We start from the raw sequence: 21707 nt of genomic DNA on the forward strand, positions 1-21707 counted from the left end.
TCGTGGAAACTCGAAACTATTATCAGCGACAGTACCGTGTTTTAGGATGACCGAAACACATGGCTGTACTCGAAATAGATAACCTGCAGGCGAAAGTCGCAGAGGAGGGAGGCGAGCAGATCCTCGAGGGCGTGGATCTCGAAGTCGCATCGGGCGAGATCCACGCGTTGATGGGGCCGAACGGCTCCGGCAAGTCGACGCTGGCGAAGATCATCGCGGGCCACCCGGCCTACGAGGTCACGGGCGGCGAGGTCCGCTTCCACATCGAGGAAGACGAGTTCGAGGACATCGAGGTCCCCGCGGACCTCCAGACGTGGGACCTGCTCGACCTCGAACCGAACGAGCGCGCGGCGCTCGGCATCTTCCTCGCCTTCCAGTACCCCGCCGAGATCGAGGGCGTCACGATGGTGAACTTCCTGCGGACGGCGCTCAACGCCAAGCTCGAGGAGCGCGAGGAACTCTTCGAAGACGAGGAGGAGGAAGAATCGGAGGCTGGCGACGGCGGAGACACGAAAGAGGACGCAGCGGGCTACGACACGTCGCCGATGGAAGGCCCCGCCGACGAGGGCGAGGTCGGCGTCGCCGAGTTCCAGGAGATCCTCCAGGAGAAGATGGAACAGCTCGACATGGACGAGAAGTTCGCGAACCGCTATCTCAACGCGGGCTTCTCGGGCGGCGAGAAGAAACAGAACGAGGTCCTCCAGGCCGCGATCCTCGAACCGTCGATCGCGGTGCTCGACGAGATCGACTCCGGGCTGGACATCGACCGCCTGCAGGACGTCTCGACGGGCATCAACGCCCTGCGCGACGAGCAGGGCGCGGGCATCCTGCAGATCACGCACTACCAGCGCATCCTCGACTACGTCGAACCGGACTACGTCCACGTCATGATCGACGGCGAGATCGCCAAGTCCGGCGGCGCGGAACTGGCCGAGACCCTCGAAGACGAGGGCTACGACTGGGTCCGCGAGGAAGTGTACGAGGCGGCCTAACGTGCACAGCGTCATAAGGCTCCACACCAAACCTACGACACAACAATGAGTTCAGATCAAGACCATCTCAAAGAGACAGACACGGAGGCCCGATTCGAGTTCAAGAAGGAGGAGAAGTCGGCCTTCGAGACCGAGAAGGGACTGACCGAGGAGACGGTCCGTCTCATCTCGGAGGACAAGGACGAGCCCGAGTGGATGCTCGAGCGACGCCTGCGCGCCCTGAAGCAGTTCCAGGAGATGCCGATGCCGACCGACTGGCCGGGCCAGCCCGACCTCTCGGAGGTCGACATCGACGAGATCGTCCCGTACATCCGCCCGGACATCGAGACGCGCGGCGGCGCCGAAGACTGGGAGGACCTCCCCGAGGAGATCCAGGATACCTTCGACAAACTGGGCATCCCGGAAGCCGAGAAGAACGCCCTCTCGGGCGTCGGCGCCCAGTACGAGTCGGAGATCGTCTACCAGAACATGCAGGAGCGCTGGGAGGAGAAAGGCGTCATCTTCTGTGACATGGACAAGGCCGTCCAGGAGCACGAAGACCTCGTCAAGGAGCACTTCATGACGAAGTGCGTGCCCCCGAGCGACAACAAGTTCGCCGCGCTCCACGGCGCGGTCTGGTCCGGCGGGTCGTTCGTCTACGTCCCCGAGGACACGACCGTCAACATGCCCGTCCAGGCGTACTTCCGGATGAACTCGGAAGGGATGGGCCAGTTCGAGCACACGCTCATCATCGCCGAGGAGAACTCCGAGGTCCACTACATCGAGGGCTGTTCCGCCCCGAAGTACTCGGCGTTCAACCTCCACAGCGGGGGCGTCGAGGTCTTCGTCGGCGAGAACGCCCACGTCCAGTACTCCACGGTGCAGAACTGGTCGAAGAACACCTACAACCTCAACACGAAGCGCGCAATCTGCGAGGCCGACGGCACCATGGAGTGGGTCTCCGGTTCGATGGGCTCGAAGGCGACGATGCTCTACCCGAGCACCATCCTCAAGGGCCCCGGCGCGACCGACAACCACATCACCATCGCCATGGCCGGCGAGGGCCAGGACATCGACACCGGCGCGAAGGTCTACCACAACGCGCCGAACACGAACTCGACCATCGAGTCCAAGTCCATCGCCAAGGACGGCGGCCGCACCAACTACCGCGGCCTCGTCCACATGGCCGACGGCGCCAAGAACTCCAAGACCAACGTCGAGTGCGACGCGCTGATGTTCGACAACGAGTCGACGTCGGACACGATGCCGTACATGGAGATCAAGGACAACGAAGTCGACGTGGCTCACGAGGCGACCGTCGGCAAGATCGGCGACGAGGACGTCTTCTATCTCCAGAGCCGCGGCCTGGACGACGACGACGCCAAGCAGATGATCGTCGCCGGCTTCATCGAGCCGATCACCGAGGAACTGCCCATCGAGTACGCGGTCGAGCTCAACCGCCTCATCGAACTGGAGATGGAGGGCTCGCTCGGGTAACCCCCGGTGTCTATCATGAGTACGCAGCTACACGCGAACCTCACGGAGGAACAGGTACGGACGATCAGCGACGACCTCGACGAGCCCGAGTGGCTCCTCGAGACTCGTCTGGACGCCCTCGCGGCGCTCGACGACCTGGACATGCCGGACGTCATCACGACGCCCGGCCCGCGCAACTGGACGAACCTGGTCGACCTCGACTACGAGTCGCTCGTCGACCCGCTGGAGTTCGCCCAGGAGAAAGACCGCGTCGCGGCCGAGGGCGCCGACGTCCTCTCGTGGGACGAGGCGCTCGCCCAGCACGGCGACCTGATCGAGGAGCACTTCGGCAGCGTCGTCGACCCGCAGCGTGACTTCCTGACGGCCCTGTCGACCGCCCTCTTCAGCGCAGGCACGCTCGTCTACGTCCCCGAGGGCGTCGCCGCCGAGGACGTCAAGATCCGCACGACGATGAACAGCCGCTCGCTGTTCAACTACACGCTCGTCGTCGCCGAGGAGTCCTCTTCGGCCACGATCCTCGAACGGCAGACGACCGGGACGAACCTCGACGGCGACCAGTACTACTCGGGCGTCGTCGAGGTCGTCGCCGGCGAGAACGCGAGCGTCCAGTACGGCGCGCTGCAGAATCTCGCCGAGGACAGCTACAACTTCTCGGTCAAGCGCGGCCACGCCGGCAAACACGGCTCGGTCGACTGGATCGAGGGGAACATCGGCTCCCGACTCACCAAGTCCAGCGTCGAGACGCGTCTGCTCGGCGAGGGCTCCGAGACTCAGATCGTCGGCGCCTTCTTCGGGCACGACGACCAGCACTTCGACATCAACAGCCGCGTCTGGCACGAGAACGAGCACACGACGGCCGATCTTGTAACCCGCGGCGTCCTCGACGACGAGGCCCGCTCGGTGTACGAGGGCGTCCAGGACGTGGGCCGCGACGCGTGGGACACCAACTCCTACCAGCGCGAGAACACGCTGATGCTGAGCGACGACGCCGAGGCCGACGCCTCGCCGAAGCTCATCATCAACAACCACGACACCGAGGCCAGCCACTCCGCGACGGTCGGCCAGGTCGACGCCGAGGACCTGTTCTACATGACCTCCCGCGGCGTCGACGAGGAGCGCGCGAAGAACATGCTCGTCGAGGGCTTCTTCGGCCCCGTCTTCGAGGAGGTCGCCGTCGACGAACTCCGCGAGGACCTCGACGAACTCGTCGTCGAGCGTCTTCGTGAGTGACCGGTAGGGAGCGAACGAAGGCTCGTGGAGCTTCGCTCCACGGCGGCTTCGCAAGTAGGCGTTCCCGGTTTCCGCGACGCGCGGTCGAATTCTTCTTCCGTTTCGAACGAGTGAGCGGTCGCGCTCCCGTCCACAAAACTGATACCTGATCGATAGGAATCGGGTCGCATGTCACCCCTCCGTGACGATGGCCGCGGTTCGACAGCGACCGCTGTCGCCGTGGCCTGCGTCGCTCTCGCAGTTCTGGTCCCTGCGGTCACCGCTGCAGCGCACGTTCCGGTGTCCAGCGAGTCCATCGACTCGCCGCCCGGGAGCGTCGCCGGCGACGGTCCATCCGTCTCCTGCACGCAAGGAACAACGTCGATCGGCGCCGCGTCGGACGTCCGGGAGCGGTCCCACACCGTTCGGAGCCAGTCGGCAGCGGCGAGCGCTGGGGAGGAAACGGTCCCGCTCGGCGGGATCGCGTTCGTCTCACTGTCGGTCGCGGACGGTCTCAACAGCACCGTCGAGATCGGTTCGGGAACGAATCACACTGTCGAGGGGACCGTCCGTGACGACGGCGACGGGCGGGCCACCCTCCGGATCAACACGTACGCCGCCGCGAACGGCGCGGCTGTCGGGGCCGAGGCGTACAGCGTCACGGGTGCAGACGAACTCACGATCCAGAGCGGAGAGACGGACGCACCGATGACGAACCGGACCTACTCGATCGGTGTCTATCGCGACGACGCCGTCGTCGACGAGGCACGTCTGAACGTCACGGCGCCGGACTTCGGGACCGTGACCGCGCTGAGCGGTCCGCCCCAGTTGCACGATGCGGGGACGGTCGACGCCGTTCGGACCGCCGAAGCCCTCGGGATGCTTTCGAACGAACAGACGGAGTACAACCGCACCGCAGTGCGACTTGGCGAGACAGTCGTGCTCCGAATCGAGTCGCCGAGTTTCCTGGGCGCCGTCGCGGCGCAACCCGGCGAGACGGCGACCGAGCGACTCGGTCGCGTCCACGAGTACCACGACCGGGACCCGTCGGTCGCGTTCGGGATCGACGGGCCGTGTTACGCGCTGGACTACGAGGCGAGCGCCGACAACGGCGCGGTTCGCGCCCTCCCCGATTACGCGAACGGGACGCTGTATCTCCTCGTGGACCACGACAGGACCGAGCAGTACACCGGCTACGGTAGTTTCGGACTGGACGTCGACGATCCGAACCCGCTCGGGAACTACGACGAGTACCTGCATTTCGAACGGGGAGAATACGGCGACACCGATCGACGACCGACAGTGGATCGTCTCGGCCCGTACTCGTACGACCAGCGCGTGGACGGCGTCGTCTCCTGGCCGACCGACGGATCCGTCGAGATCTCCGGTGAGACCGAGCTGTCGTCGATAACCCTCGGATATCAGTCGCTCACGGAGCCGAACTATCGGGTCAGTCGAACGGTCGAGGTGCGGGACGAGACGTTCGCCACAGAACTCCCGCTCCCGGACGCGGATCGGGGGCTGTTCGAGATCACGGTCGGTAACACGTCCTACACCGCGAAGGTCGGCGACGTCCCGAACGCCACCTGGGAACTGGCGCCGCCCGACGGCGCCGACCGGGTCGACAGAATCGGAATCGAACAACTGAAACTCGAAGACGGTGGGTTCATCGTCGCCTATCGACCGACCCAGAACGCGTCGACGTTCAACCGCGTCGGTTCGGCTGGTGCGGACGACGTCGCGATGTCGATAGCGTCCACGAACGAGTCCCAGCACCTGATCGTCGTCGCCCACCGCGACGGCAACGACAACGGTCGCTTCGACGGACCGAAGACAGACCCGGCTTACCGCGTCGGCGGGAACGCTGTCCGCGAGTGGGTCGCCGTCGAGACGACGAACGGTGCTCTCTCGGACGAACCGCCTCTCGGGTCGTTCGCACTCTCGAAGGTAGGCGACCCGGACCCGAACGTCCCGCCGCAGACGACTACTGCTCCGCCGACGCCAGTCACCGCCACTCCGAGAGCAACTCCGTCTCCCGCTCCGACCGCGACGCCGGAACCGACGGAGGCTGAGTCGCCCGAACCGACTTCGACCGACACCACCACGGCGGTCGGCCCCTCGCCGACGGCTGGCGGGACCGATCCCGACACGCCGACGGCCTCTACGCCGGCACCAGCCGGGACTGCTGCCGGCGGTCCGGGGTTCGATACCGCCTCCGCTCTCGTCGGGCTCGCAGCGGCGTGGTTCGTGCGTGCTCGCCGGCGGGCGTAACAGTACGCATCAGCACTGTTCCCCGTGGCCCGCGCGGCCGGAGCGGCATCCGTGGATCGGTTCAGCAATCTGGACTGCGGCGATTCTCTGGCGTTCAGGGCGACTGGCACCGTTCGACCGATTCCCAGCCTGCGAAAACGCGCCGGGCGTTTAAGTAGGACCGACGTGTCACGTCCACTCAGAGTATGCGCCCGCTACACGCCGGCCTGCTCGCACTCGCGCCCCTCGTCCCGCTGCACACCGGGCACCTGCACCTCCTCGCGGACTCGGTCCTCGGCGTGGCCGTGGGCCTCGTCGTCGTCGGCCTGTACCTCCTCACGCTCCGCTGGACCGGCGGGGGTTCGGACTCCGAGGACGGCGGGTCGCGAGACCGCAGGCAACGAACGAACCGATAACTTCGGCCGCGCCGTTGGCGACCGACTGGCTCGAAACCGGCCGCCGAGCCACTACCCGCCGAGGGAAGCACTTACGTCCCCTCCTCCCCGAGCACTGCGCATGAACGGAGTCACGTGCGACGACTACCGGGAGGGCACGCGGTGAGCCTCACCGTCCCGGTCGGGTCCGATCACCAGCTGGCCCGCCTGTTGCAGATCGGCATCGTCCTCGAAGAGGTCGTCGAGGCCCGCGCCGCGAAACACGCCGCGGATTCGGCCGCCGACCTCGGCGACGAGGTCACGGCGATGCTCGAAGACGCAGCCGAGGAATCGGCCGACCACCGCAACCGTCTGGAGGCGCTGGTCGACGAACTCGACGCCGAGACGGTCCCCTTCGAAGAGATCGAGATGCTCGTCGAGGCCCAGTACGAGGCGGACGAGGACTTCGACGGCGTCCTCTACGACCAGCTCTGCAACGAGGAGACGGCCTACAAGTTCTACGACGACCTCATCGACGCCGTCGAGGCGTCGGACGTGCAGTTCGGCATCGACCGCGAGCGGCTCCTCGAAACGCTCGCCGCCATCCGCGAGGAGGAGGCCGAGGGAGTCGAGGAAGTGACACAACTCATGGAGGAACGACGATGAACACCGACGGCGCGCGGCCTCGTCGCGCTCACACGAACCCGGAGGGATACGCATGAACACGGCCGATCAGTACCTGAAGGCGATCTACCTCATCCAGCAGATCGAGGACGGGCCCGCCTCGACGGGCGACCTGGCCGATCGGCTCGACGTGAGCCCCGCCAGCGCCAACGAGATGATCGGCAAGCTCGAAGACCAGGGGCTGGCCGAACACGAGAAGTACAAGGGCGTCACGCTCTCCGACGAGGGAATCGTCCGCGCCCGCGACGCCCTCCAGAACTACTGCATCATCGAGCGCTTCCTCGTCGAGGTCCTCGAAGTCGAGGAGTTCCGCGGCGAGGCCCGCCAGCTGGAGAGCGTCATCGACGAGACCGTCGCCGAGCGCCTCGACACCATCATCGACCGCGACCCCAAGTGCCCCGACTGCTTCGACCCCGAAGACGACGTCTGCGGCCTGCTGGAAGTCCCCGCGGCCGTCGACGACTGACCCGTCTCGAAGCGTTGAAGTTCGCCCCGAGTGTACGGTTTTTCAGCGAACGGCCCAAGGGGACGGTGGTCGGACGGCCGTTCGGACCGCGACGAGTCCCGTGGTGTAGTGGCCAATCATAGTGGCCTTTGGAGCCACTGACAGCGGTTCGAATCCGCTCGGGACTATAATCGACTTTCAGCCCTTCTACGCCCTGTTTTGATACCTCCATCGTCGGCTGCGGGATTCCTGTCCGTGACCGAACGGTCTGGCGTCCGTCTCCCACTCAGCCGTCGACGCACAGATCTGATCAGTACATCACGGTATCGTATCTCTAATTAGTGATTATAGAGAAACTATTTTTTGTCACTCGGTATGTGTTAGTGAACGGGTAGCACGGATGCGAACAGTACTGATGGCACTCGTCGTCGTCCTGTCGGCGGTCACGGCAGGCGTCGGCGGCGCGACAGTGGTATCGCCACCGAACGAACGGGCGGACGCGGCCGGCCCGGCGGACGCGCTGGTGCCGAAAGACGACCCGGGGAACGGCTCGGACGGTTACCGGGCGATCGAACCGACGCGCAACTGGACGGAGAAACCGGTCGACCTCGACACGGCGCCGTCGGAGTTCTCGGGCGCGGCGTCGACGAACGGGTCGGTGACCGCGGCCGACTCGGACTCCATCGTGATGGACCCGGACGACGCGGACCACCCGCTGGTCGGGACGAACAAGCAGTATCTCGCCTCCGACCAGGGGAGTTACTACTTCAAGGAGTTCACCCTGCTCTCGGTGGGCGACGAGATCGAGGTCTGGGTCGCGAACGACCTCTCGTGGCCGGCGAACGACTCGCGAACGGATCCGACCATCTCGGAGAACCAGGCCGAGGCGATGGCCCGGCAGTTCGACGAGAACATGTATCCCGTCGAGACCGAGACGTTCGGTGAACCGGTCGCGCGTAACGGGACAGACTCATACCTGGAGCAGATCGGGTTCGTCCCGGACGACTACTACCAGACCGGCAACGGGTCGGAGCGGACGGTCCTGCTCGTGGACAACGTCCGCGACCAGAACTACTACGACGAGGACTACCCGCTGTACATCGCCGGTTTCTACTCCCCGACGATCCAGGACTACACCGACCGGAACGCGATCACTATCGACGCCTACGGCTGGAACGACGTCGGTGACACCGGCGGCCAGACGGGTTACGAGGGGACCCTGGCCCACGAGTACCAGCACCTGATCCACGCCGACCTCGACGGGGACGAGACCAGCTGGGTCAACGAGGGGATGTCCGACTACGCGGAGTACATTACCGGCTACGGCGTCCCGCAGGGCCACCTGAACGCCTACGAGGAGATGCCTTCGAACTCCCTGACCAACTGGGAGGACCAGGGTCCGACCAACATCCTCGCCGACTACGGCGTCGCCTTCACGTGGACGATGTACCTCGCCGACGAGTACGGCCGGGACTTCGTCACGAACCTGGCGCAGGACGACGCCAACGGGATCGACGGCGTCGAGAACACGCTCGACGAGGTCGGCGCGAAGCGCGACTTCGACGACCTCTACCAGGACTTCTCGACCGCGGTGGTGACCGACGACCACCGGACGCCGCGGAAGGACAGGTACCACATCGACGGCGTCGAGGTCGACGTCAACACCTCCGGCACCGTCGGGACCGCGGGCGTCTGGGGGACGAACTACCGGTCCATCGACACCAGCGACCGCGGACCGATCAAGGGGGTTACCGTCTCGGGGACCGAGTTCATCGACACGCAATGGTCGACCGCGACGGACCCGGTCACCGGTAGCGGCGACGTGCTCTACAGCGGGTCCGGGAACCTGTTCGACCGTCACGCGATCGTCGAGCGTGACCTCTCGGACGCCGAGAACCCGACGCTCACCTTCGACTCCTACCAGCGGATCGAACAGGACTGGGACTACGGGTTCGTACAAGTCTCGACCGACGGCGGCGAGACCTGGCACAGCCTCTCGAACGAGAACACCGACGACTCGCCCGCGGCCGACGCCCATCCGCTCGTCCGGGAGAACGTCCCGGGACTGACCGGGAACACCGACGGCTGGGAGCGCCAGTCGTTCGACCTCTCGGAGTTCGCCGGAAACGAGAGCGTTCTAGTCTCGTTCCGGTACGTGACCGACTGGGCCATCGCCGAGCCCGGCTGGTGGGTCAAGAACGTCTCGGTCGCCGGCGAACCGGTCGCCACCGACTCGACGGAGCCGTTCATGAGCGAGCGCGAGGCGACCGGCGACAGTGTAGAGTACCAGTTCACGTTCATCGGGATCAAGCACAACGGGAACTTCCAGGTCAAACAGATCGACACGACGACGTTCGACGAGTCCGGCGAGGAGGACCTGAAGAAGTTCCTCCGCAACGGCAACTTCGAGGAAGTCGTCGTCGCGAGCACCTGGGCGGCTGACGAGAGCGAGAGCGGCCGCGTCCCCGTCGGCATCGAGTTCACGTTCGCCGGCGAGGACGATCGCGGGAACGAGCACGGACGCGACGACGGGGACGACGGTGACCACGGCAATGGCCCTGGAAACGGGCACGGGAACGATGATCGGTAACCCCCCGTCTGAGTGACCGGCTCGTAGCTCGACGACCGACCGCGATCCCGCTTTTTTCGCGGACTGGACGCCGAGCGTCGCGGGTGCGTCAGAACGGCGTGTGGAGGGCACGGTAGCCGTCATCGGTCCGTTCGACGGACTCGACGGCGTAGAGGCGCAGATCCCGTTCCTGGCCCGTCCGGACCGGGAAGTCGTAGTATGTCGCCTCGTAGCCGAGCGAGTCGCCGTTCTCCCGTGTTTCCGTCACGAACTCCCGGTGGCGATCGAGTCGCTCGCGGACGACCGACCGCGACAGGTCCGCGACGTCCGTCATCTGGTCGTCGAACACCTCGGTGAAGGCGGCCTCGCGCTCGTAGCCGATCGAGTTCCGTCCCGCGACGAGCGCGGCCAGGGACGTGGTGCCGGTGCCCCAGAACGGGTCGAGCACCGTGTCGTCGTACACCGAGTACATGTTGACGAGTCGGTAGGGGATCTCGAAGGGGAACGCGGCCGAGCGCTCGCGGAGGTCGTCGTGACCGAGCGCCTGGAGTTCGCCCTGTACGTCGGTCCAGACGTCGGAGAACCAGCGGTTGCGCTCCTCCCAGAAGTAGGCGGCCTCGTAGCGGCGGTCGGCGCCGGGCTCGAACGACCGCGAGTCGCTCCCGTTGCGGAAGACGAGGACGTACTCGTGTTCGAGCGTGACGTAGGCGTTCGGCGGGACCATGCCCGACCCCATGAACTTCGCCGTGCTGTTCGACGGCTTGCGCCAGAGCACGTCGGGGAGGGGCTCGAAGCCCAGCGACTGGAAGCCCTCGATGACGCGGGCGTGGTTGGGGTAGACGCTGAAGCTGTCGCCGACCGTTCGGGTCGCGTCGCCGACGTTGACGCAGGCGATGCCCCCGTCGACGAGGACGCGCGACACCTCCGCCCACACCGCGTCGAGGACGCCGTGCATCGCCTCGAAGGCGCGCTCACCGTCGTCCTCGGCGAGCGCGTCGCCGACGGCGGGGTCGAGGTCCGCGAACGTTTCGTCCCACATCTCGATCATGGGATAGGGCGGTGACGTCACGACGAGGTCGACGCTGTCGGCGGCTACGTCCGAGAGGTCGCGCGCGTCGCCCACGACGACCCGGTGACTCGTCTCCATCGTCCCTGTAGTCTGCACCACCGTCCTTGAGTCTCCCGACCGAAGCAAGACTGTATTCGGCCCGACGGTGCGCAACCGGGACCGATATCAATCCTTATTATCTCGACGGGCAACTCTTAACATATGACCGTCGTCAGCGTCTCGATGCCCGACGAACTGCTCGAACGGATCGACACGTTCGCGGACGAACACGGGTACACCGGTCGGAGCGAAGTCGTCCGCGAGGCGGCGCGTAACCTCCTCGGCGAGTTCGAGGACAAGCAACTCGAAGAGCGCGAACTGATGGGGGTCGTCACGGTCCTGTTCGACTACTCCTCCTCGGGCGTCGAGAACCGGATGATGAACCTCCGCCACGAGTACGAGGACCTCGTCGCCTCGAACGTCCACAGCCACATCGGCGACCACTACTGCCTGGAACTGTTCATCCTTGAAGGGTCGCTCGAAGACATCTCGACCTTCGTGGGCAAGATCCGCGCGACCCAGGACACGCTCTCGATCGACTACTCCGTCATGCCCGTCGACCGCATCGACACCATCGGATAGTTCGACCGGGTGGCGAAGGGAGCCGGACCGTGGACCGCTACAGGTACGCCGCGTCCCAGCGTGTGGCCTTGCGGGCGTTCCCGCAGCTGTCGCACTCGATGCGACCCATGGCGTCCATCGCGTTTGCCAGGCGATTGCAGTTCGAGCAGAAGTACCCGTAGTGCTCGGTGGCGTCCTCGTCAGCGTAGACCGTGTAGAACTTCCCAGTCGAGCCCTCGTCCCAGTCGCTCTCGTCGACGTAGACGGTGGCGCCGTCGGCGGCCCGGATCGACTGCAGTCCGCCGCCGCCCTCCTCTGCGTAGACGTTCTCGACGTGCGTTCGACCGGCGATCTCGACCTCCTCCCGACCGACCTGCTCGAACCCCTGCGCCTCGTAGAAGTCGTTCCCGTCGTCGTTGTCCGCGAGCACGCGACCGGCGACGCGTTCGACGCCCCCCTCGGCCAGCGATTCGCGCGTCCGGTCGAACAGTGCGTCCGCCACCCCCTGTCCGCGGTAGGCCGGATCGACGTGGAGCCACAGGATCGTGGCCGTCTCGCCGTCGGCCGAGCGCTCCGACTCGGCGAAGCCGACTACCTGCCCCTCCCGCTCGGCGGCGAGGATCCGCCTGTCGGCGTCGTCGAGCCGCTCTTCTAGCGTGTCCTCGTCGTACCACTCGGAGACGGCCGTCGTGATCGCCTCCAGATCGAGCGAGTACGACGCCTGTAACGAACGCCGAGCCACGTCGCGGATCGCCGGGCGGTCGGCCGACGTCGCTGTCCGTATCTCCATGTGTCAATTGTTGGCATGCGACAAGATAAAACCACGCCCACACCGCGGACCCACCGGCGACTCGTCGTCCCGAGCGGCGATCGGTGGGCGAACGTGGAACTCGCGGCGAAATCGACGGCTTCGACCGGACGCGACAGAACGTTTTCAACGAGCGAATCGCCAGACCGTGGGCCTGTCACGCTGGGATGTCCCGTCCATCGGGGACGGCGATCGGCGTCGAAAACCGGGCGAAACCGGAGGGCCACGGGTGTCGTAACGCCTAAGAGTCGAACGCGCGTTTCTATCCGTAAGATGACTGACGCACGTATCTATCGGAGGTGGTTCTGTGGGGGTCGAGATTAGGGAGTCGCCGGTCTCGGACGAGGAGTTCGAGGAGATGAAGGGCTTCGTCCACGACTACCTCGCCGCCAGCGTCGAGAGCGAGGACGACGGCGGTCGCATGCGGTGGTACCCCTGGCACTCCGCGGAGTACCGCTTCAATCACATCCTGAACGTGGTCGAACTCGCCGAGGAGATCGCCGAATCGGAGGGTGCGAACGTCGACGTGACCCGCGTGGCCGCGCTGTTCCACGACATCGCGAAGCTCGAGGTCGACCAGGACCTCCACGCCGAGGAGGGCGCCCGAATCGCCCGCGAGTACCTGACCAGCCACGGCGACTACCCCGCGTCGTTCGTCGACGAGGTGTGCGCCGCGGTCGAGGACCACTCCTACCAGGGCGAGTTGACCGACCTCTCCCTGGAGACGCAGTGTCTCATCGAGGCCGACCTGCTCGACAAGGTCGGGGCCAACGGAACGGCCCTGATGCTCCTGCGGATGGGCTACGAGTCCCGCACGCACATCGACGCGGCCGAGATGGTCGGGCGCGTCCTCGAACGCGGCGTCGACGCGCGCGAGCGCGTCCGGAGCGACACCGCCGAGAGCATCGTCCATCGGCGGCTCAAGCGGGTCAAGTGGTTCAAGGAGTGGCTCGAGACCGAAGTCGCCGACGTCGACCCCGACGAGGAGCTCAGCGGGCCGTCAGACCGACCCGACTGACGCGGCTCGCCCCGCCGAACCGGACGCGCCCGCTACGCGGCCGCGTCGAGGAGCGTCCGCGCCGCCGTCCAGCAGAAGGTGACGCCGAAGCCCGCGAGCACGAGCGCCGACGCGGCCGCCGCGGCCGGTGCGAACGCGTCCACCCGACGGCCCACGCTGACGAGCGTCGCCGGGAAGCCGACGATCCAGACGACGATCCCGCCGAACAGCCCCGCCAGCAGCGCCGGACTCCCCGTTCTGACCACGAGCACGCCCGCCAGCCCGTCGCCGACCGCGGGCAGGTACGAGAGCACGTCGACGGTCCCGGGTTCGAGCAGCCCCACGCCGACCGTCAGCCAGAAGAGAATCTGGTAGGGGTTCGTCAGCGCGAGTACGAAGGCCTTCGTGAAGCCGCGAGCGTCGGCGTCGTCGGGGGACGGCCCCGCGTCGTCGGACAGGAAGTCCGCGCGAGCGTCGCGAACCGCGCCGGTGGCGAAGTACAGCATCAGGAGCCCGCCGACGCCGACCATGACCGCCCTGACCGTCGGGGCGCCGTCGAGGAAGGCGACCACGCCCGCGAGCGACAGCGCGAAGAATATCAGGTCGGCGCTCATCGCGCCCAGTCCGGCGGTGAAGCCCGCGATCCAGCCGCGGAGGACGCTCTCCTCGGCGATGACCGCGTTCATCGGACCGGGCGGGGCCGCCAGCGCCAGTCCGAACACGACGCCGACACCGAACGTCTGCGCGACAGTCGCGACTCCCATCGTCCCCGTGTATCGAGTGGACCGTGAAAAAGGCGTCTTCCGCAGCCTTACTGGTACATCCCGATCGGCTGGGCCTTCGAACTCTCCTCCTGTGCCTCTTCCATCCGCTTCGCGAGGTTCTCGCGCGCTTTGCTGATCTCTTCGGCCTGTTCGACCAGGTGTTCCGTGTCGATGTCGACGCCGGCGATCGGCCCGACGCCGTCGAGCAGGACGACGCGCGCGGCCTCCGGGTCGGGGAAGTTCCTGTTCGACTCGACGACAAGCCCGAGTGCGTCGAGGTCTGTCCGGTTGGCCTCGTAGAGGAGCGCCCCGGTCGGCCCGCTGATGACGCCGCTCTCGGTCGGCGCGGGGATGTCGTGCTCGTCGAGGAGCGCGGCCGCGTCGCCGTTCGCGACGCCGTACAGGGTGGGGACGCCGTCTTTCTCGGCCGGGAGCCCCGAGACGAACAGGGGGGTCGCGTCGCGCTCGGCCAGCCACCCGGTCAGACAGGTGGCGAAGTCGTCGGCGGCGCTGGGGGAGACCGGCACGTCGCTCTGCAGCGCTAGCAGGTCTCGCTCCTCGTCGGCGTAGATCCGGACCGGCGGCTCGTAACTCCGGTCGCCGTCTCCGAACACGGCGACTTCGGGGAGCCCGTCGCAGTGACACGACGCGTAGTAGGTCATGTCCAGCGCGTCGACGAGGTGGTCGGCCGCGATCTTGCCGACGAGGCCGACGCCGGGCAGCCCCTCGATGAGCGTCGGCGAGTCGAGTTCGATCTCCTCACGGTGTACCGTGACGTGAGCCATACCGGTTCGCCGGTCGCCAGCGGCATAAAACCGCCCGCGAGCGGGCGCTCGCCCGGCTCGACCGCCGGCGCCGTCACCCGTCGACGCGCGCCGGAGCGCCGCGAGACGAGGGGGTTAACACGGGCGGGAGCCAACGGGGCTCCAATGGACGTACTGGAGCGCTACGCGCCCCTCGTGGACGATTTCGACGCCTTCCGCGCGGCCTGTGACCGGCCGCTTCCCTCGGTCGTCCGCGTCAACACGCTCAAGACGACCGTCGAGCGCGCGCGAGCGGCCCTCGACGAGGCGGGTATCGCCTACGAACCCCGCGAGTGGCACGACGGGCTGCTCGCCCTCCCCCAGGACCAGCCGGGGACGAACTGGCCGTACATGCTGGGCTGGATCCACGGGCAGGAGGAAGTCTCCGCGGTCCCCGCCGAAGTGCTCGACCCCCAGCCCGGCGAGCGCGTCTGGGACGCCTGCGCCGCACCGGGCAGCAAGACGACGCAGCTGGCCGCACTGATGGAGGACACCGGACTCCTCGTCGCGACCGACAACAACCTCGGGCGCATCTCCGCCCTGCGCTCGAACGCCGAGCGCGCCGGCGTGACGAACGTCGCCGTCACGCACGAGGACGCCCGCAACCACTCGCTCAAACCGTTCCGCGCGCCCGGCTCCGAAGCGGGGCGGGAGGGCGCGCCGTACGACCGCGCGCTCGTCGACGTGCCGTGTTCCTGCGAGGGGACCATCCGCAAGAACCCGGACGCGCTCGACGACTGGAACCTCGACCACGTCCACGGCATCGCCGGCGTCCAGAAGGGCGTCCTCCGCCGGGCGATCCAGACCACCCGCGAGGGCGGCACCGTCGTCTACTCCACCTGCACGTTCGCGCCCGAGGAGAACGAGGCCGTCCTCGACTACGCGCTCGACGAAGAGCCGTGCGAACTCGTCGAGTTCGACCTGCCGCTCGAGCATGCCCCCGGCGTCACCGAGTGGGGCGAAGAGTCCTACGACGAGTCGGTCCGAAAGGCCAAGCGCATCTACCCGCACCACAACGACACCGGCGGCTTCTTCTGCGCGAAACTGGAGGTGACCGCCGAATGAGTCCCGAACCTGCGGAGGAGAACGACGGCACCCGATTCGATCGACTGCCCGCGACCGCCGACGAGCGCGTCGTCGAGGGGCGGGCGACCCGCGAGGAGGTTCTCGCGTGGTGGGACGAACGCTTCGGCGTCCCGCCGGAGACGTTCGCGGACCACACGTTCTGGGAGCGCGGGTCGGGGAAGATCTGGGCGTTCGCCGACGACGTGGCCTCGCCGGTAGCCATCGAGGGGCTCGGGCTCGCGTTCCTGCGGACGCGCCGCGAACACTGGAAACCCACGCTGGAAGCCGTCCAGCGGTTCGGCGGCGACGCGGACGACTGCGTCGTCCAGCTCTCGCGGGAGCAGGCGGCGACGTTCGTCGCCGGCGACGACCAGGAACTCGACTGGGACGGCGACTGGGGGTACCTGATCGTCGCGACAGACGTCGCGGGCGAGCCCGCACCCGTCGGCGTCGGCCTCTACGTCCACGGCGAACTCCGCTCGCAGGTCCCGAAAGGCCGGCGTCGAGAGCTGTAGGGGCGCCGTCGAGAGCTGTAGGGGCGCCGTCGGGAGCTGTAGGGGCGCCGTCGGGAGCTGTAGGGGCGGCGTCGAGAGCCGTCGGAGCGGCGTCGAGAGCCGTCGGACCGCCATAGATGCGCCGACGTGCGTCCGTAGCGGCCCGGACCACGGCAACGTTTATCAGGGGAACCGAGAATCGTAGTGGTATGTCGTGGTCGCGGCGCCTCTGGGTCGCGCTGGCGCTGATCGCCGTCGTCGGCGCCTCGGCGGCCGTCACGGCGTCACTGTACGGCGACGGTGCCGTCTCGGTCGACGACGTGAACGCCTCTGGTTCGACGCCGACGAACGTCACGGCCAACTGCGAGGGCGTCGTCGTCCGCAGCGCGACCGTCTCCGCCACCGTCAGCCGCCCGGGGACGAGCATCGACAACCCGCAGTTCTGGGCCGTGGGCGTCGCCGTCCGCGCGTCTGTGTTCGGAGAGACGAAACGACGCGTCGTCTCCGTCCCGCCGGGGTCCACCCGGACCGTGACCGTTCCGTTCACGAGCGTCCGCGAAGGGTCGTGGGCGCCACAGGCGTTCGAAGACGCCGTGATCCAGGTCTCGCAGGGCAGCGCCACCGTCGCCGAGCGGACGAAGACGGTGACGCTCGTTCCCGTGAAAGCCGGTGAGGACTGTTGATTCGCTCGCGGCCACTTCTCGTCACCGCGAGTACGACAGTACCGCATCCGCCGGATATTGCGCCGCTGAACCCTATCGAGGGCGGTTCCGCGTACGCACCTGGCAACCACTAGGTGTCTATCCATTGAATATTTAACTGTAGGGAAACTACAACCGGTCGCTCCTGAGAAACGGAGTGGGTCAGTTGGCCCGAGTCAGCCGCACGAGGCTGTCGCGGCTGACCGCCACCGTGTGGGGTGGCGGGACGGGCCGGCACAGATGGGTGAACAAATGTCACACCAATCAACGAAACGGAAGCGGTCAGACGCGGACGATAGCTGGGTCACTACCAGCGACAGCGGTCTGACGCAAACGGAGATCCACGGGATTCTGAGCAACGAGCGAAGGGTAACCGTCCTCGAACTACTCAACGAACAGGAAGCGTATCCGGTGTCGGAACTCGCGGAAGAAGTCGCAGCCGCCGAAACTGACGAACGCCCGCCACCGCGGGACAAGCGACAGAGCGCCTACGTAACTCTCGACCAGTCTCACTTGCCGAAACTCGACAAGTACGGTGTCATCGACTACGACTTCGAACGGAAGATCGCAACGCGCCGCCCCGAGAACTTCGCACCGTTCAGGGAGGGAACTGATGGAACGGCGGACGAAGGGGTCGAAGACGCGTCGGAGGGCTCTACGGGAGCCTGGTTAGACTGGACGGTCGCCGCCGCTGCCGCGGGGCTCACTGCCACCGTTCTGAGTCGCATCGGACTGGACGCTCTCGTGCCGGTATCGACGCAGCTGGTCGCGGAAATAACGCTTCTCGCGCTGTTCGTCTCCCTCGTCTACCAGAAGGGCCGGACCAACACGCGGTGGTTCGAGGTCGTCCGAGATCGACTGCGGTAACGACGAAGCGTTCCGCCCCGACTCGGTCTCGGAGCCATTCGAATTTCGGCGCGCTCACTCGACGAGCGCTCGGAGGATGAACCAGCGCCGATTCCAGAGCTGATAGCTCGTCGCCGCTGCGAGGACGAGCAGGAACGTGGTTATCAGCAGGACGGAATTCAGCGCGGAGAGCAGCGGGAAGCCGAGTTCGACGCCGAGTAAGACCATCAGGCCGATTGTACAGAGCGCCCGGTAAAACGACGCCCAGGTGATCCCGTACGGCGTGACGACCTCCATGTAGAGGTCCACCGCCCGCGCCGACTGGTCCAACTCGACAGTCTTCCGGTCCCTGTCGTACACGACGATCCCCTCGCGGTCCAGTTTCGGGAGGTGCGTCTGGTGGAGCGAGTTGTACACGCTCTCGCGGAGATCCGTCGGTGGCGGCGACTGCCCGGATTCGGACTCGGCGATAGAAACTGACAGCTCCCTGAGCGACATCGAACCGATAGTCTTCCGCAGTCGGTCGAGCACCTCGCGACGGCGCTCGTTTCTGAGGATATCGTGGATCTCTTCTTCTGCTAGCGACTGTGTATGGTCGTGTTTACCCATGCCCGTACCCGGACCCTCGTACCGTCCACACGGGGTTAGTTATTCTCTCGTTCTGCTGTCTGAACGGTTAATTCAGGCGCACGTGACGGTTTCAGCTCGTCAACTAAACCAGTGACTGACTCGCTGAACCTGTTATTTAGTTGTCTGAATGGGTCGTTATTCGACCGCACTGTCGTTCGGAGAGGCGGCCGAGACGCCGTTCACGCACTGGTGACCGGGTCGCCCTCGGCCTCGAAGAGCCGGTCGCCACAGCGCTGGCACGTCGAGGCCACGACGTCGACCGAGCGACAGCACGACTCGATGGTGTCGCGACCGATCTCGACGCGACCGCCACACTGCGGACAGTCGTCGAGCCAGAGTCGCAGCGCCGCCAGCACCTGCATGCGCTGGTCGGGTCCTATGGCGATCCAGTGTCCTGAACGGTCTGCGAGCAGCGTAGCCGCGGCGAGGTCGGCGAGGTACGCGCCGGACGACTGATTCTTGCGTGGGTTCATTGGGGACGATACGTTCCGGCGCGTCACTGTGGCGGCTCGCATGCTGTCCTCGATCAGTCCGGTCTGCCTGTGGGTCACTTAAGCGAAGGAGACCGTTCGCGTCGAGCGCCCGAACTAAACGACGCGTTGGGGGCGAGCGGCTACCGGGCGCTCGCGATCCCGACGGCCGTAAGCGCGGTCGGATGGCCGGAAACAGCGAGCAGCGCGCTGTTTACCACCGGATCTTCTCTGCGGGCCGCCCGCGCGTTCACCCGAGCGAGTTACACTCTCCCCCTGACGGTTTAACCAGCCGTTAGCGCCGATAACGACCCTCGAGGACTGGCTAACGGCGGCTTGTGGGTTTCGAACACCTCGTTCCGGACCGCTCTACGAGCCGATAGGTATAGAATCTGGTAATTATCTATGGGGTACCCTGTCGAGGGTCTCGGTAAGCCCGTGCCGCTCAGGAACGGGCGATACCAAGTCATGTCAGACAAGAAAATCGGTCTGTCCCGACGCCAGATGCTCGCCGGACTCGGCACTGTCGGTGTCGCGTCCGTCGGCGCGGGCCTCGGGACGACGGCGTTATTCAGCGACGAGGAATCGTTCACAGGGAACACGATAACGGCGGGCACGCTCGATATGAGCGTCACCGCGTCGATCGAAGCGGCCAACGAGTACTGGGCCGAACAGGTGGACCTCTCGGAACTGGAGGAAACGGCCGACGGCGAAGCCGTGACCGGCATCCAGGTCGAGGACGTGAAGCCGGGCGACTGGGGGATCTTCTGTTTCGAGATCTCGATCGCCGACAACCCCGGGTACGTCCGTACGCGCGCGGAGAATCTGCTGTCCAGCGAGAACGGCTACCCCGAACCGGAACCGTCCGACGAGGACGGCGGCGACTACAACGATCCCGGTGACAGCGGCGGAGCCGGCGAGCTCCAGGACGAGATGCTGGCCGAGGTCTACCGGAGCTTCGACGCGGACGCGGACTCCGACCCGCCCCGGAGCCACCTCACGCCCGACGGCGGCGACTCCGTCGCTCCCGAGGGGACGACGCTTCAGGAAGCCTACGACGAGTTCTCCGACGGCGTCGTCATGCGCGACGGCGACGGCGAGCCGATGGTCGTCGGGTCGCTCCCGGAAGACGAGGAGACGCCCGACGGACCGGGCCCCGTCGAGTGGTGCCTGCTCCTGTACATTCCGGAGGACGTCGGAAACAACGTCCAGACGGACGGACTGTCGTTCGACCTCGTGTTCGAGGCCGAACAGGTCCGCAACAACCCGACGCCGTTCGACGGAGACAGCGCGGTCAGCGAGACGACTACGTCCACGGCGACTTCGACGTCCACGGCGACTTCGACCTCCACGTCGACGCCGGGGACGTAGCTGCCGCGGCCCCTCCCGGTCCACCCCTACCCAACCCGTGGTCGCGTCCGTTCCCGACCCCTCGCGACCACACCGGCGGGACGTCCCGCCGGGACTCACGCGGGCGCTCGCCGCGTTCACGCGGCCACGGCGGTTCGACTCCGCCGGTGAGCCTCAACCCGAACACTCGGGTGACCCGACCATGACCGACGGAAACGATACCAACGACGACGGTCTCAGATTCACGCGCCGATCGCTGCTCGCCGGGCTCGGTACGGTGGGCGTCGCCAGCGTGGGCGCCGGCCTCGGGACGACGGCGCTGTTCAGCGACGAGGAACTGTTCGAGGACAACGAACTTCGGGCGGGTGCTCTCAACATGCGCGTCACTGTCGACAACGTCGCGCACAGCACGCCGATCGTCCGGGACAACACGACGATCACGCCGAGCGACACCGCCGACGGGCAGGAAGTCACCATCTCGGTGGCCGATCTGAAACCCGGCGACTGGCTCATCCTGGAGTGGAATCCAGAAGTGATCGCGAACCCCGGGTACGTCCGGATAACCTCGGTCGACGAGGACTATTCGAACGTCGAGGGCGGGACGCCCGAGTCCGAATCGGAGACGGCTTCACCTGGCGATCTCGGCGACGCGATCCTGTCGACGGTGTGGCAGTCGTGGGACAACCTCAACTCCTCGCGCCAGTATCTCGGAGGCCTCGACGCAACGACCGACCTGAACGACTCCGGACTCTCGGGCTACGAAACGCCGGATATGGACGGCGTGACTGGCGGTGGCGCCCACTACACGACGCTGAACGAAGCCCACTCCGTCTACGAATCTGGCGTCTTGCTCCGCGATGCGTCTACGGGCGAGCCGCTGGTGATCGGGGCGAACTCCGACGCCGCGTGGTTCTACCAGTTGCTCGAACTCCCCCGAGAAGTCGGGAACGAAATCCAGGGTGACGAAGTCACCTTCACGCTCCGATTCGACGCCGAGCAGGTCCGTAACAACCCGACGCCGTTCGACGGAGCGTGATCACCGGATGGTTCGACTCGCCCACGCCGGTGCCCGAGTTCGACGGCGGTGGTTCGACTCCGCCGGTGGGCCTGC

At 66.3% G+C, this 21707-nt stretch carries 22 protein-coding genes and 1 tRNA gene; 17 read left to right on the forward strand and 6 right to left on the reverse strand.

The features are described 5' to 3' along the window. Positions 1-59 precede the first annotated feature (59 nt). The 9 genes from ACMGFE_RS04760 (at position 60) to ACMGFE_RS04800 (ending at position 10020) form a co-directional block, all read left to right on the forward strand. Positions 60-992, forward strand: a complete 933-nt coding sequence (locus tag ACMGFE_RS04760; protein ID WP_436923938.1) for an ABC transporter ATP-binding protein — start codon at positions 60-62, stop codon at positions 990-992. 45 nt (positions 993-1037) lie between these two features. Then, the gene (sufB, locus tag ACMGFE_RS04765) at positions 1038-2468 is read left to right on the forward strand and encodes a Fe-S cluster assembly protein SufB (RefSeq protein ID WP_436923939.1); all 1431 of its coding nucleotides are present in this window, start codon (positions 1038-1040) and stop codon (positions 2466-2468) included. A 15-nt stretch (positions 2469-2483) separates the two neighbouring features. Beyond that, a complete protein-coding gene (sufD, locus tag ACMGFE_RS04770) occupies positions 2484-3698 on the forward strand; it encodes a Fe-S cluster assembly protein SufD (protein WP_436923940.1) in 1215 nt (404 codons plus the stop codon). Positions 3699-3866: 168 nt separating this feature from the next. Next, positions 3867-5948: a DUF7282 domain-containing protein gene (locus ACMGFE_RS04775; protein ID WP_436923941.1), complete on the forward strand. Its 2082-nt coding sequence runs from the start codon at positions 3867-3869 to the stop codon at positions 5946-5948. 185 nt (positions 5949-6133) lie between these two features. Next, on the forward strand, positions 6134-6343 hold the full coding sequence (locus ACMGFE_RS04780; protein WP_436923942.1) for a hypothetical protein: 210 nt from the start codon (positions 6134-6136) through the stop codon (positions 6341-6343). Between the two features lie 141 nt (positions 6344-6484). Then, positions 6485-6967, forward strand: a complete 483-nt coding sequence (locus ACMGFE_RS04785) for a ferritin-like domain-containing protein (protein WP_436923943.1) — start codon at positions 6485-6487, stop codon at positions 6965-6967. Positions 6968-7019: 52 nt separating this feature from the next. Continuing rightward, positions 7020-7451, forward strand: a complete 432-nt coding sequence (locus tag ACMGFE_RS04790; RefSeq protein WP_436923944.1) for a metal-dependent transcriptional regulator — start codon at positions 7020-7022, stop codon at positions 7449-7451. A gap of 94 nt (positions 7452-7545) precedes the next feature. Beyond that, a tRNA-Gln gene (locus ACMGFE_RS04795) sits at positions 7546-7618 on the forward strand. Positions 7619-7830: 212 nt separating this feature from the next. After that, positions 7831-10020, forward strand: a complete 2190-nt coding sequence (locus ACMGFE_RS04800) for a peptidase M6 (protein ID WP_436923945.1) — start codon at positions 7831-7833, stop codon at positions 10018-10020. Positions 10021-10108: 88 nt separating this feature from the next. Here the strand turns inward: ACMGFE_RS04800 and ACMGFE_RS04805 are convergent, their stop codons facing one another. Further along, positions 10109-11146 carry a DNA-methyltransferase gene (locus ACMGFE_RS04805; protein ID WP_436925146.1) on the reverse strand — a complete coding sequence of 346 codons (1038 nt, stop codon included), beginning with the start codon at positions 11144-11146 and terminating at the stop codon, positions 10109-10111. 123 nt (positions 11147-11269) lie between these two features. Between ACMGFE_RS04805 and nikR the strand changes: the two genes are divergently transcribed. Then, positions 11270-11689 (forward strand): nickel-responsive transcriptional regulator NikR, encoded by a 420-nt coding sequence (gene nikR, locus ACMGFE_RS04810; protein ID WP_436923946.1) that lies wholly within the window; start codon positions 11270-11272, stop codon positions 11687-11689. Between the two features lie 37 nt (positions 11690-11726). Here the strand turns inward: nikR and ACMGFE_RS04815 are convergent, their stop codons facing one another. Then, a complete protein-coding gene (locus tag ACMGFE_RS04815) occupies positions 11727-12458 on the reverse strand; it encodes a GNAT family N-acetyltransferase (protein ID WP_436923947.1) in 732 nt (243 codons plus the stop codon). Positions 12459-12783: 325 nt separating this feature from the next. On the opposite strand from ACMGFE_RS04815, the gene ACMGFE_RS04820 reads away from it, so the two are divergent. After that, complete coding sequence (locus ACMGFE_RS04820; protein WP_436923948.1) at positions 12784-13494, forward strand: HD domain-containing protein; 711 nt, start codon at positions 12784-12786, stop codon at positions 13492-13494. A 32-nt stretch (positions 13495-13526) separates the two neighbouring features. Here the strand turns inward: ACMGFE_RS04820 and ACMGFE_RS04825 are convergent, their stop codons facing one another. Together ACMGFE_RS04825 and ACMGFE_RS04830 are read right to left on the reverse strand one after the other, a co-directional pair. Next, positions 13527-14195, reverse strand: a complete 669-nt coding sequence (locus tag ACMGFE_RS04825; RefSeq protein ID WP_436925147.1) for a LysE family translocator — start codon at positions 14193-14195, stop codon at positions 13527-13529. 89 nt (positions 14196-14284) lie between these two features. Then, the gene (locus ACMGFE_RS04830; protein ID WP_436923949.1) at positions 14285-15022 is read right to left on the reverse strand and encodes a proteasome assembly chaperone family protein; all 738 of its coding nucleotides are present in this window, start codon (positions 15020-15022) and stop codon (positions 14285-14287) included. A gap of 144 nt (positions 15023-15166) precedes the next feature. On the opposite strand from ACMGFE_RS04830, the gene ACMGFE_RS04835 reads away from it, so the two are divergent. The 4 genes from ACMGFE_RS04835 (at position 15167) to ACMGFE_RS04850 (ending at position 18167) form a co-directional block, all read left to right on the forward strand. Further along, positions 15167-16105: an RsmB/NOP family class I SAM-dependent RNA methyltransferase gene (locus ACMGFE_RS04835; RefSeq protein WP_436923950.1), complete on the forward strand. Its 939-nt coding sequence runs from the start codon at positions 15167-15169 to the stop codon at positions 16103-16105. Beyond that, the gene (locus ACMGFE_RS04840) at positions 16102-16620 is read left to right on the forward strand and encodes a DUF7122 family protein (protein ID WP_436923951.1); all 519 of its coding nucleotides are present in this window, start codon (positions 16102-16104) and stop codon (positions 16618-16620) included. Before ACMGFE_RS04835 ends, ACMGFE_RS04840 begins: the two co-directional genes overlap by 4 nt. Before the next feature lie 188 nt (positions 16621-16808). Next, entirely contained in the window at positions 16809-17282 is a 474-nt protein-coding gene (locus ACMGFE_RS04845; protein WP_436923952.1) for a hypothetical protein, read from the forward strand. A gap of 270 nt (positions 17283-17552) precedes the next feature. Beyond that, the gene (locus tag ACMGFE_RS04850) at positions 17553-18167 is read left to right on the forward strand and encodes a DUF7344 domain-containing protein (RefSeq protein WP_436923953.1); all 615 of its coding nucleotides are present in this window, start codon (positions 17553-17555) and stop codon (positions 18165-18167) included. Positions 18168-18221: 54 nt separating this feature from the next. On the opposite strand, the gene ACMGFE_RS04855 is transcribed toward ACMGFE_RS04850, so the two are convergent. Together ACMGFE_RS04855 and ACMGFE_RS04860 are read right to left on the reverse strand one after the other, a co-directional pair. Continuing rightward, positions 18222-18755 carry a DUF7344 domain-containing protein gene (locus tag ACMGFE_RS04855; protein ID WP_436923954.1) on the reverse strand — a complete coding sequence of 178 codons (534 nt, stop codon included), beginning with the start codon at positions 18753-18755 and terminating at the stop codon, positions 18222-18224. Positions 18756-18955: 200 nt separating this feature from the next. Continuing rightward, a complete protein-coding gene (locus ACMGFE_RS04860; RefSeq protein WP_436923955.1) occupies positions 18956-19249 on the reverse strand; it encodes a DUF8054 domain-containing protein in 294 nt (97 codons plus the stop codon). A gap of 465 nt (positions 19250-19714) precedes the next feature. On the opposite strand from ACMGFE_RS04860, the gene ACMGFE_RS04865 reads away from it, so the two are divergent. Continuing rightward, positions 19715-20617, forward strand: a complete 903-nt coding sequence (locus tag ACMGFE_RS04865) for a SipW-dependent-type signal peptide-containing protein (RefSeq protein ID WP_436923956.1) — start codon at positions 19715-19717, stop codon at positions 20615-20617. Between the two features lie 181 nt (positions 20618-20798). Then, positions 20799-21632, forward strand: a complete 834-nt coding sequence (locus ACMGFE_RS04870) for a SipW-dependent-type signal peptide-containing protein (protein WP_436923957.1) — start codon at positions 20799-20801, stop codon at positions 21630-21632. The last annotated feature ends 75 nt before the right edge of the window (positions 21633-21707 follow it).

The organism is Halosimplex amylolyticum, from assembly GCF_051414035.1.
GTDB lineage: Archaea > Halobacteriota > Halobacteria > Halobacteriales > Haloarculaceae > Halosimplex > Halosimplex amylolyticum.

What these genes read in the sequence shown, in the direction of transcription:
- ACMGFE_RS04760 (WP_436923938.1), top strand. Translation starts at nt 60, where the DNA reads ATGGCTGTACTCGAAATAGATAACCTGCAGGCGAAAGTCGCAGAGGAG.
- sufB (WP_436923939.1), top strand. Translation starts at nt 1,038, where the DNA reads ATGAGTTCAGATCAAGACCATCTCAAAGAGACAGACACGGAGGCCCGA.
- sufD (WP_436923940.1), top strand. Translation starts at nt 2,484, where the DNA reads ATGAGTACGCAGCTACACGCGAACCTCACGGAGGAACAGGTACGGACG.
- ACMGFE_RS04775 (WP_436923941.1), top strand. Translation starts at nt 3,867, where the DNA reads ATGTCACCCCTCCGTGACGATGGCCGCGGTTCGACAGCGACCGCTGTC.
- ACMGFE_RS04780 (WP_436923942.1), top strand. Translation starts at nt 6,134, where the DNA reads ATGCGCCCGCTACACGCCGGCCTGCTCGCACTCGCGCCCCTCGTCCCG.
- ACMGFE_RS04790 (WP_436923944.1), top strand. Translation starts at nt 7,020, where the DNA reads ATGAACACGGCCGATCAGTACCTGAAGGCGATCTACCTCATCCAGCAG.
- ACMGFE_RS04800 (WP_436923945.1), top strand. Translation starts at nt 7,831, where the DNA reads ATGCGAACAGTACTGATGGCACTCGTCGTCGTCCTGTCGGCGGTCACG.
- ACMGFE_RS04805 (WP_436925146.1), bottom strand. Translation starts at nt 11,146, where the DNA reads ATGGAGACGAGTCACCGGGTCGTCGTGGGCGACGCGCGCGACCTCTCG.
- nikR (WP_436923946.1), top strand. Translation starts at nt 11,270, where the DNA reads ATGACCGTCGTCAGCGTCTCGATGCCCGACGAACTGCTCGAACGGATC.
- ACMGFE_RS04815 (WP_436923947.1), bottom strand. Translation starts at nt 12,458, where the DNA reads ATGGAGATACGGACAGCGACGTCGGCCGACCGCCCGGCGATCCGCGAC.
- ACMGFE_RS04830 (WP_436923949.1), bottom strand. Translation starts at nt 15,022, where the DNA reads ATGGCTCACGTCACGGTACACCGTGAGGAGATCGAACTCGACTCGCCG.
- ACMGFE_RS04835 (WP_436923950.1), top strand. Translation starts at nt 15,167, where the DNA reads ATGGACGTACTGGAGCGCTACGCGCCCCTCGTGGACGATTTCGACGCC.
- ACMGFE_RS04840 (WP_436923951.1), top strand. Translation starts at nt 16,102, where the DNA reads ATGAGTCCCGAACCTGCGGAGGAGAACGACGGCACCCGATTCGATCGA.
- ACMGFE_RS04845 (WP_436923952.1), top strand. Translation starts at nt 16,809, where the DNA reads ATGTCGTGGTCGCGGCGCCTCTGGGTCGCGCTGGCGCTGATCGCCGTC.
- ACMGFE_RS04850 (WP_436923953.1), top strand. Translation starts at nt 17,553, where the DNA reads ATGTCACACCAATCAACGAAACGGAAGCGGTCAGACGCGGACGATAGC.
- ACMGFE_RS04855 (WP_436923954.1), bottom strand. Translation starts at nt 18,755, where the DNA reads ATGGGTAAACACGACCATACACAGTCGCTAGCAGAAGAAGAGATCCAC.
- ACMGFE_RS04860 (WP_436923955.1), bottom strand. Translation starts at nt 19,249, where the DNA reads ATGAACCCACGCAAGAATCAGTCGTCCGGCGCGTACCTCGCCGACCTC.
- ACMGFE_RS04865 (WP_436923956.1), top strand. Translation starts at nt 19,715, where the DNA reads ATGTCAGACAAGAAAATCGGTCTGTCCCGACGCCAGATGCTCGCCGGA.
- ACMGFE_RS04870 (WP_436923957.1), top strand. Translation starts at nt 20,799, where the DNA reads ATGACCGACGGAAACGATACCAACGACGACGGTCTCAGATTCACGCGC.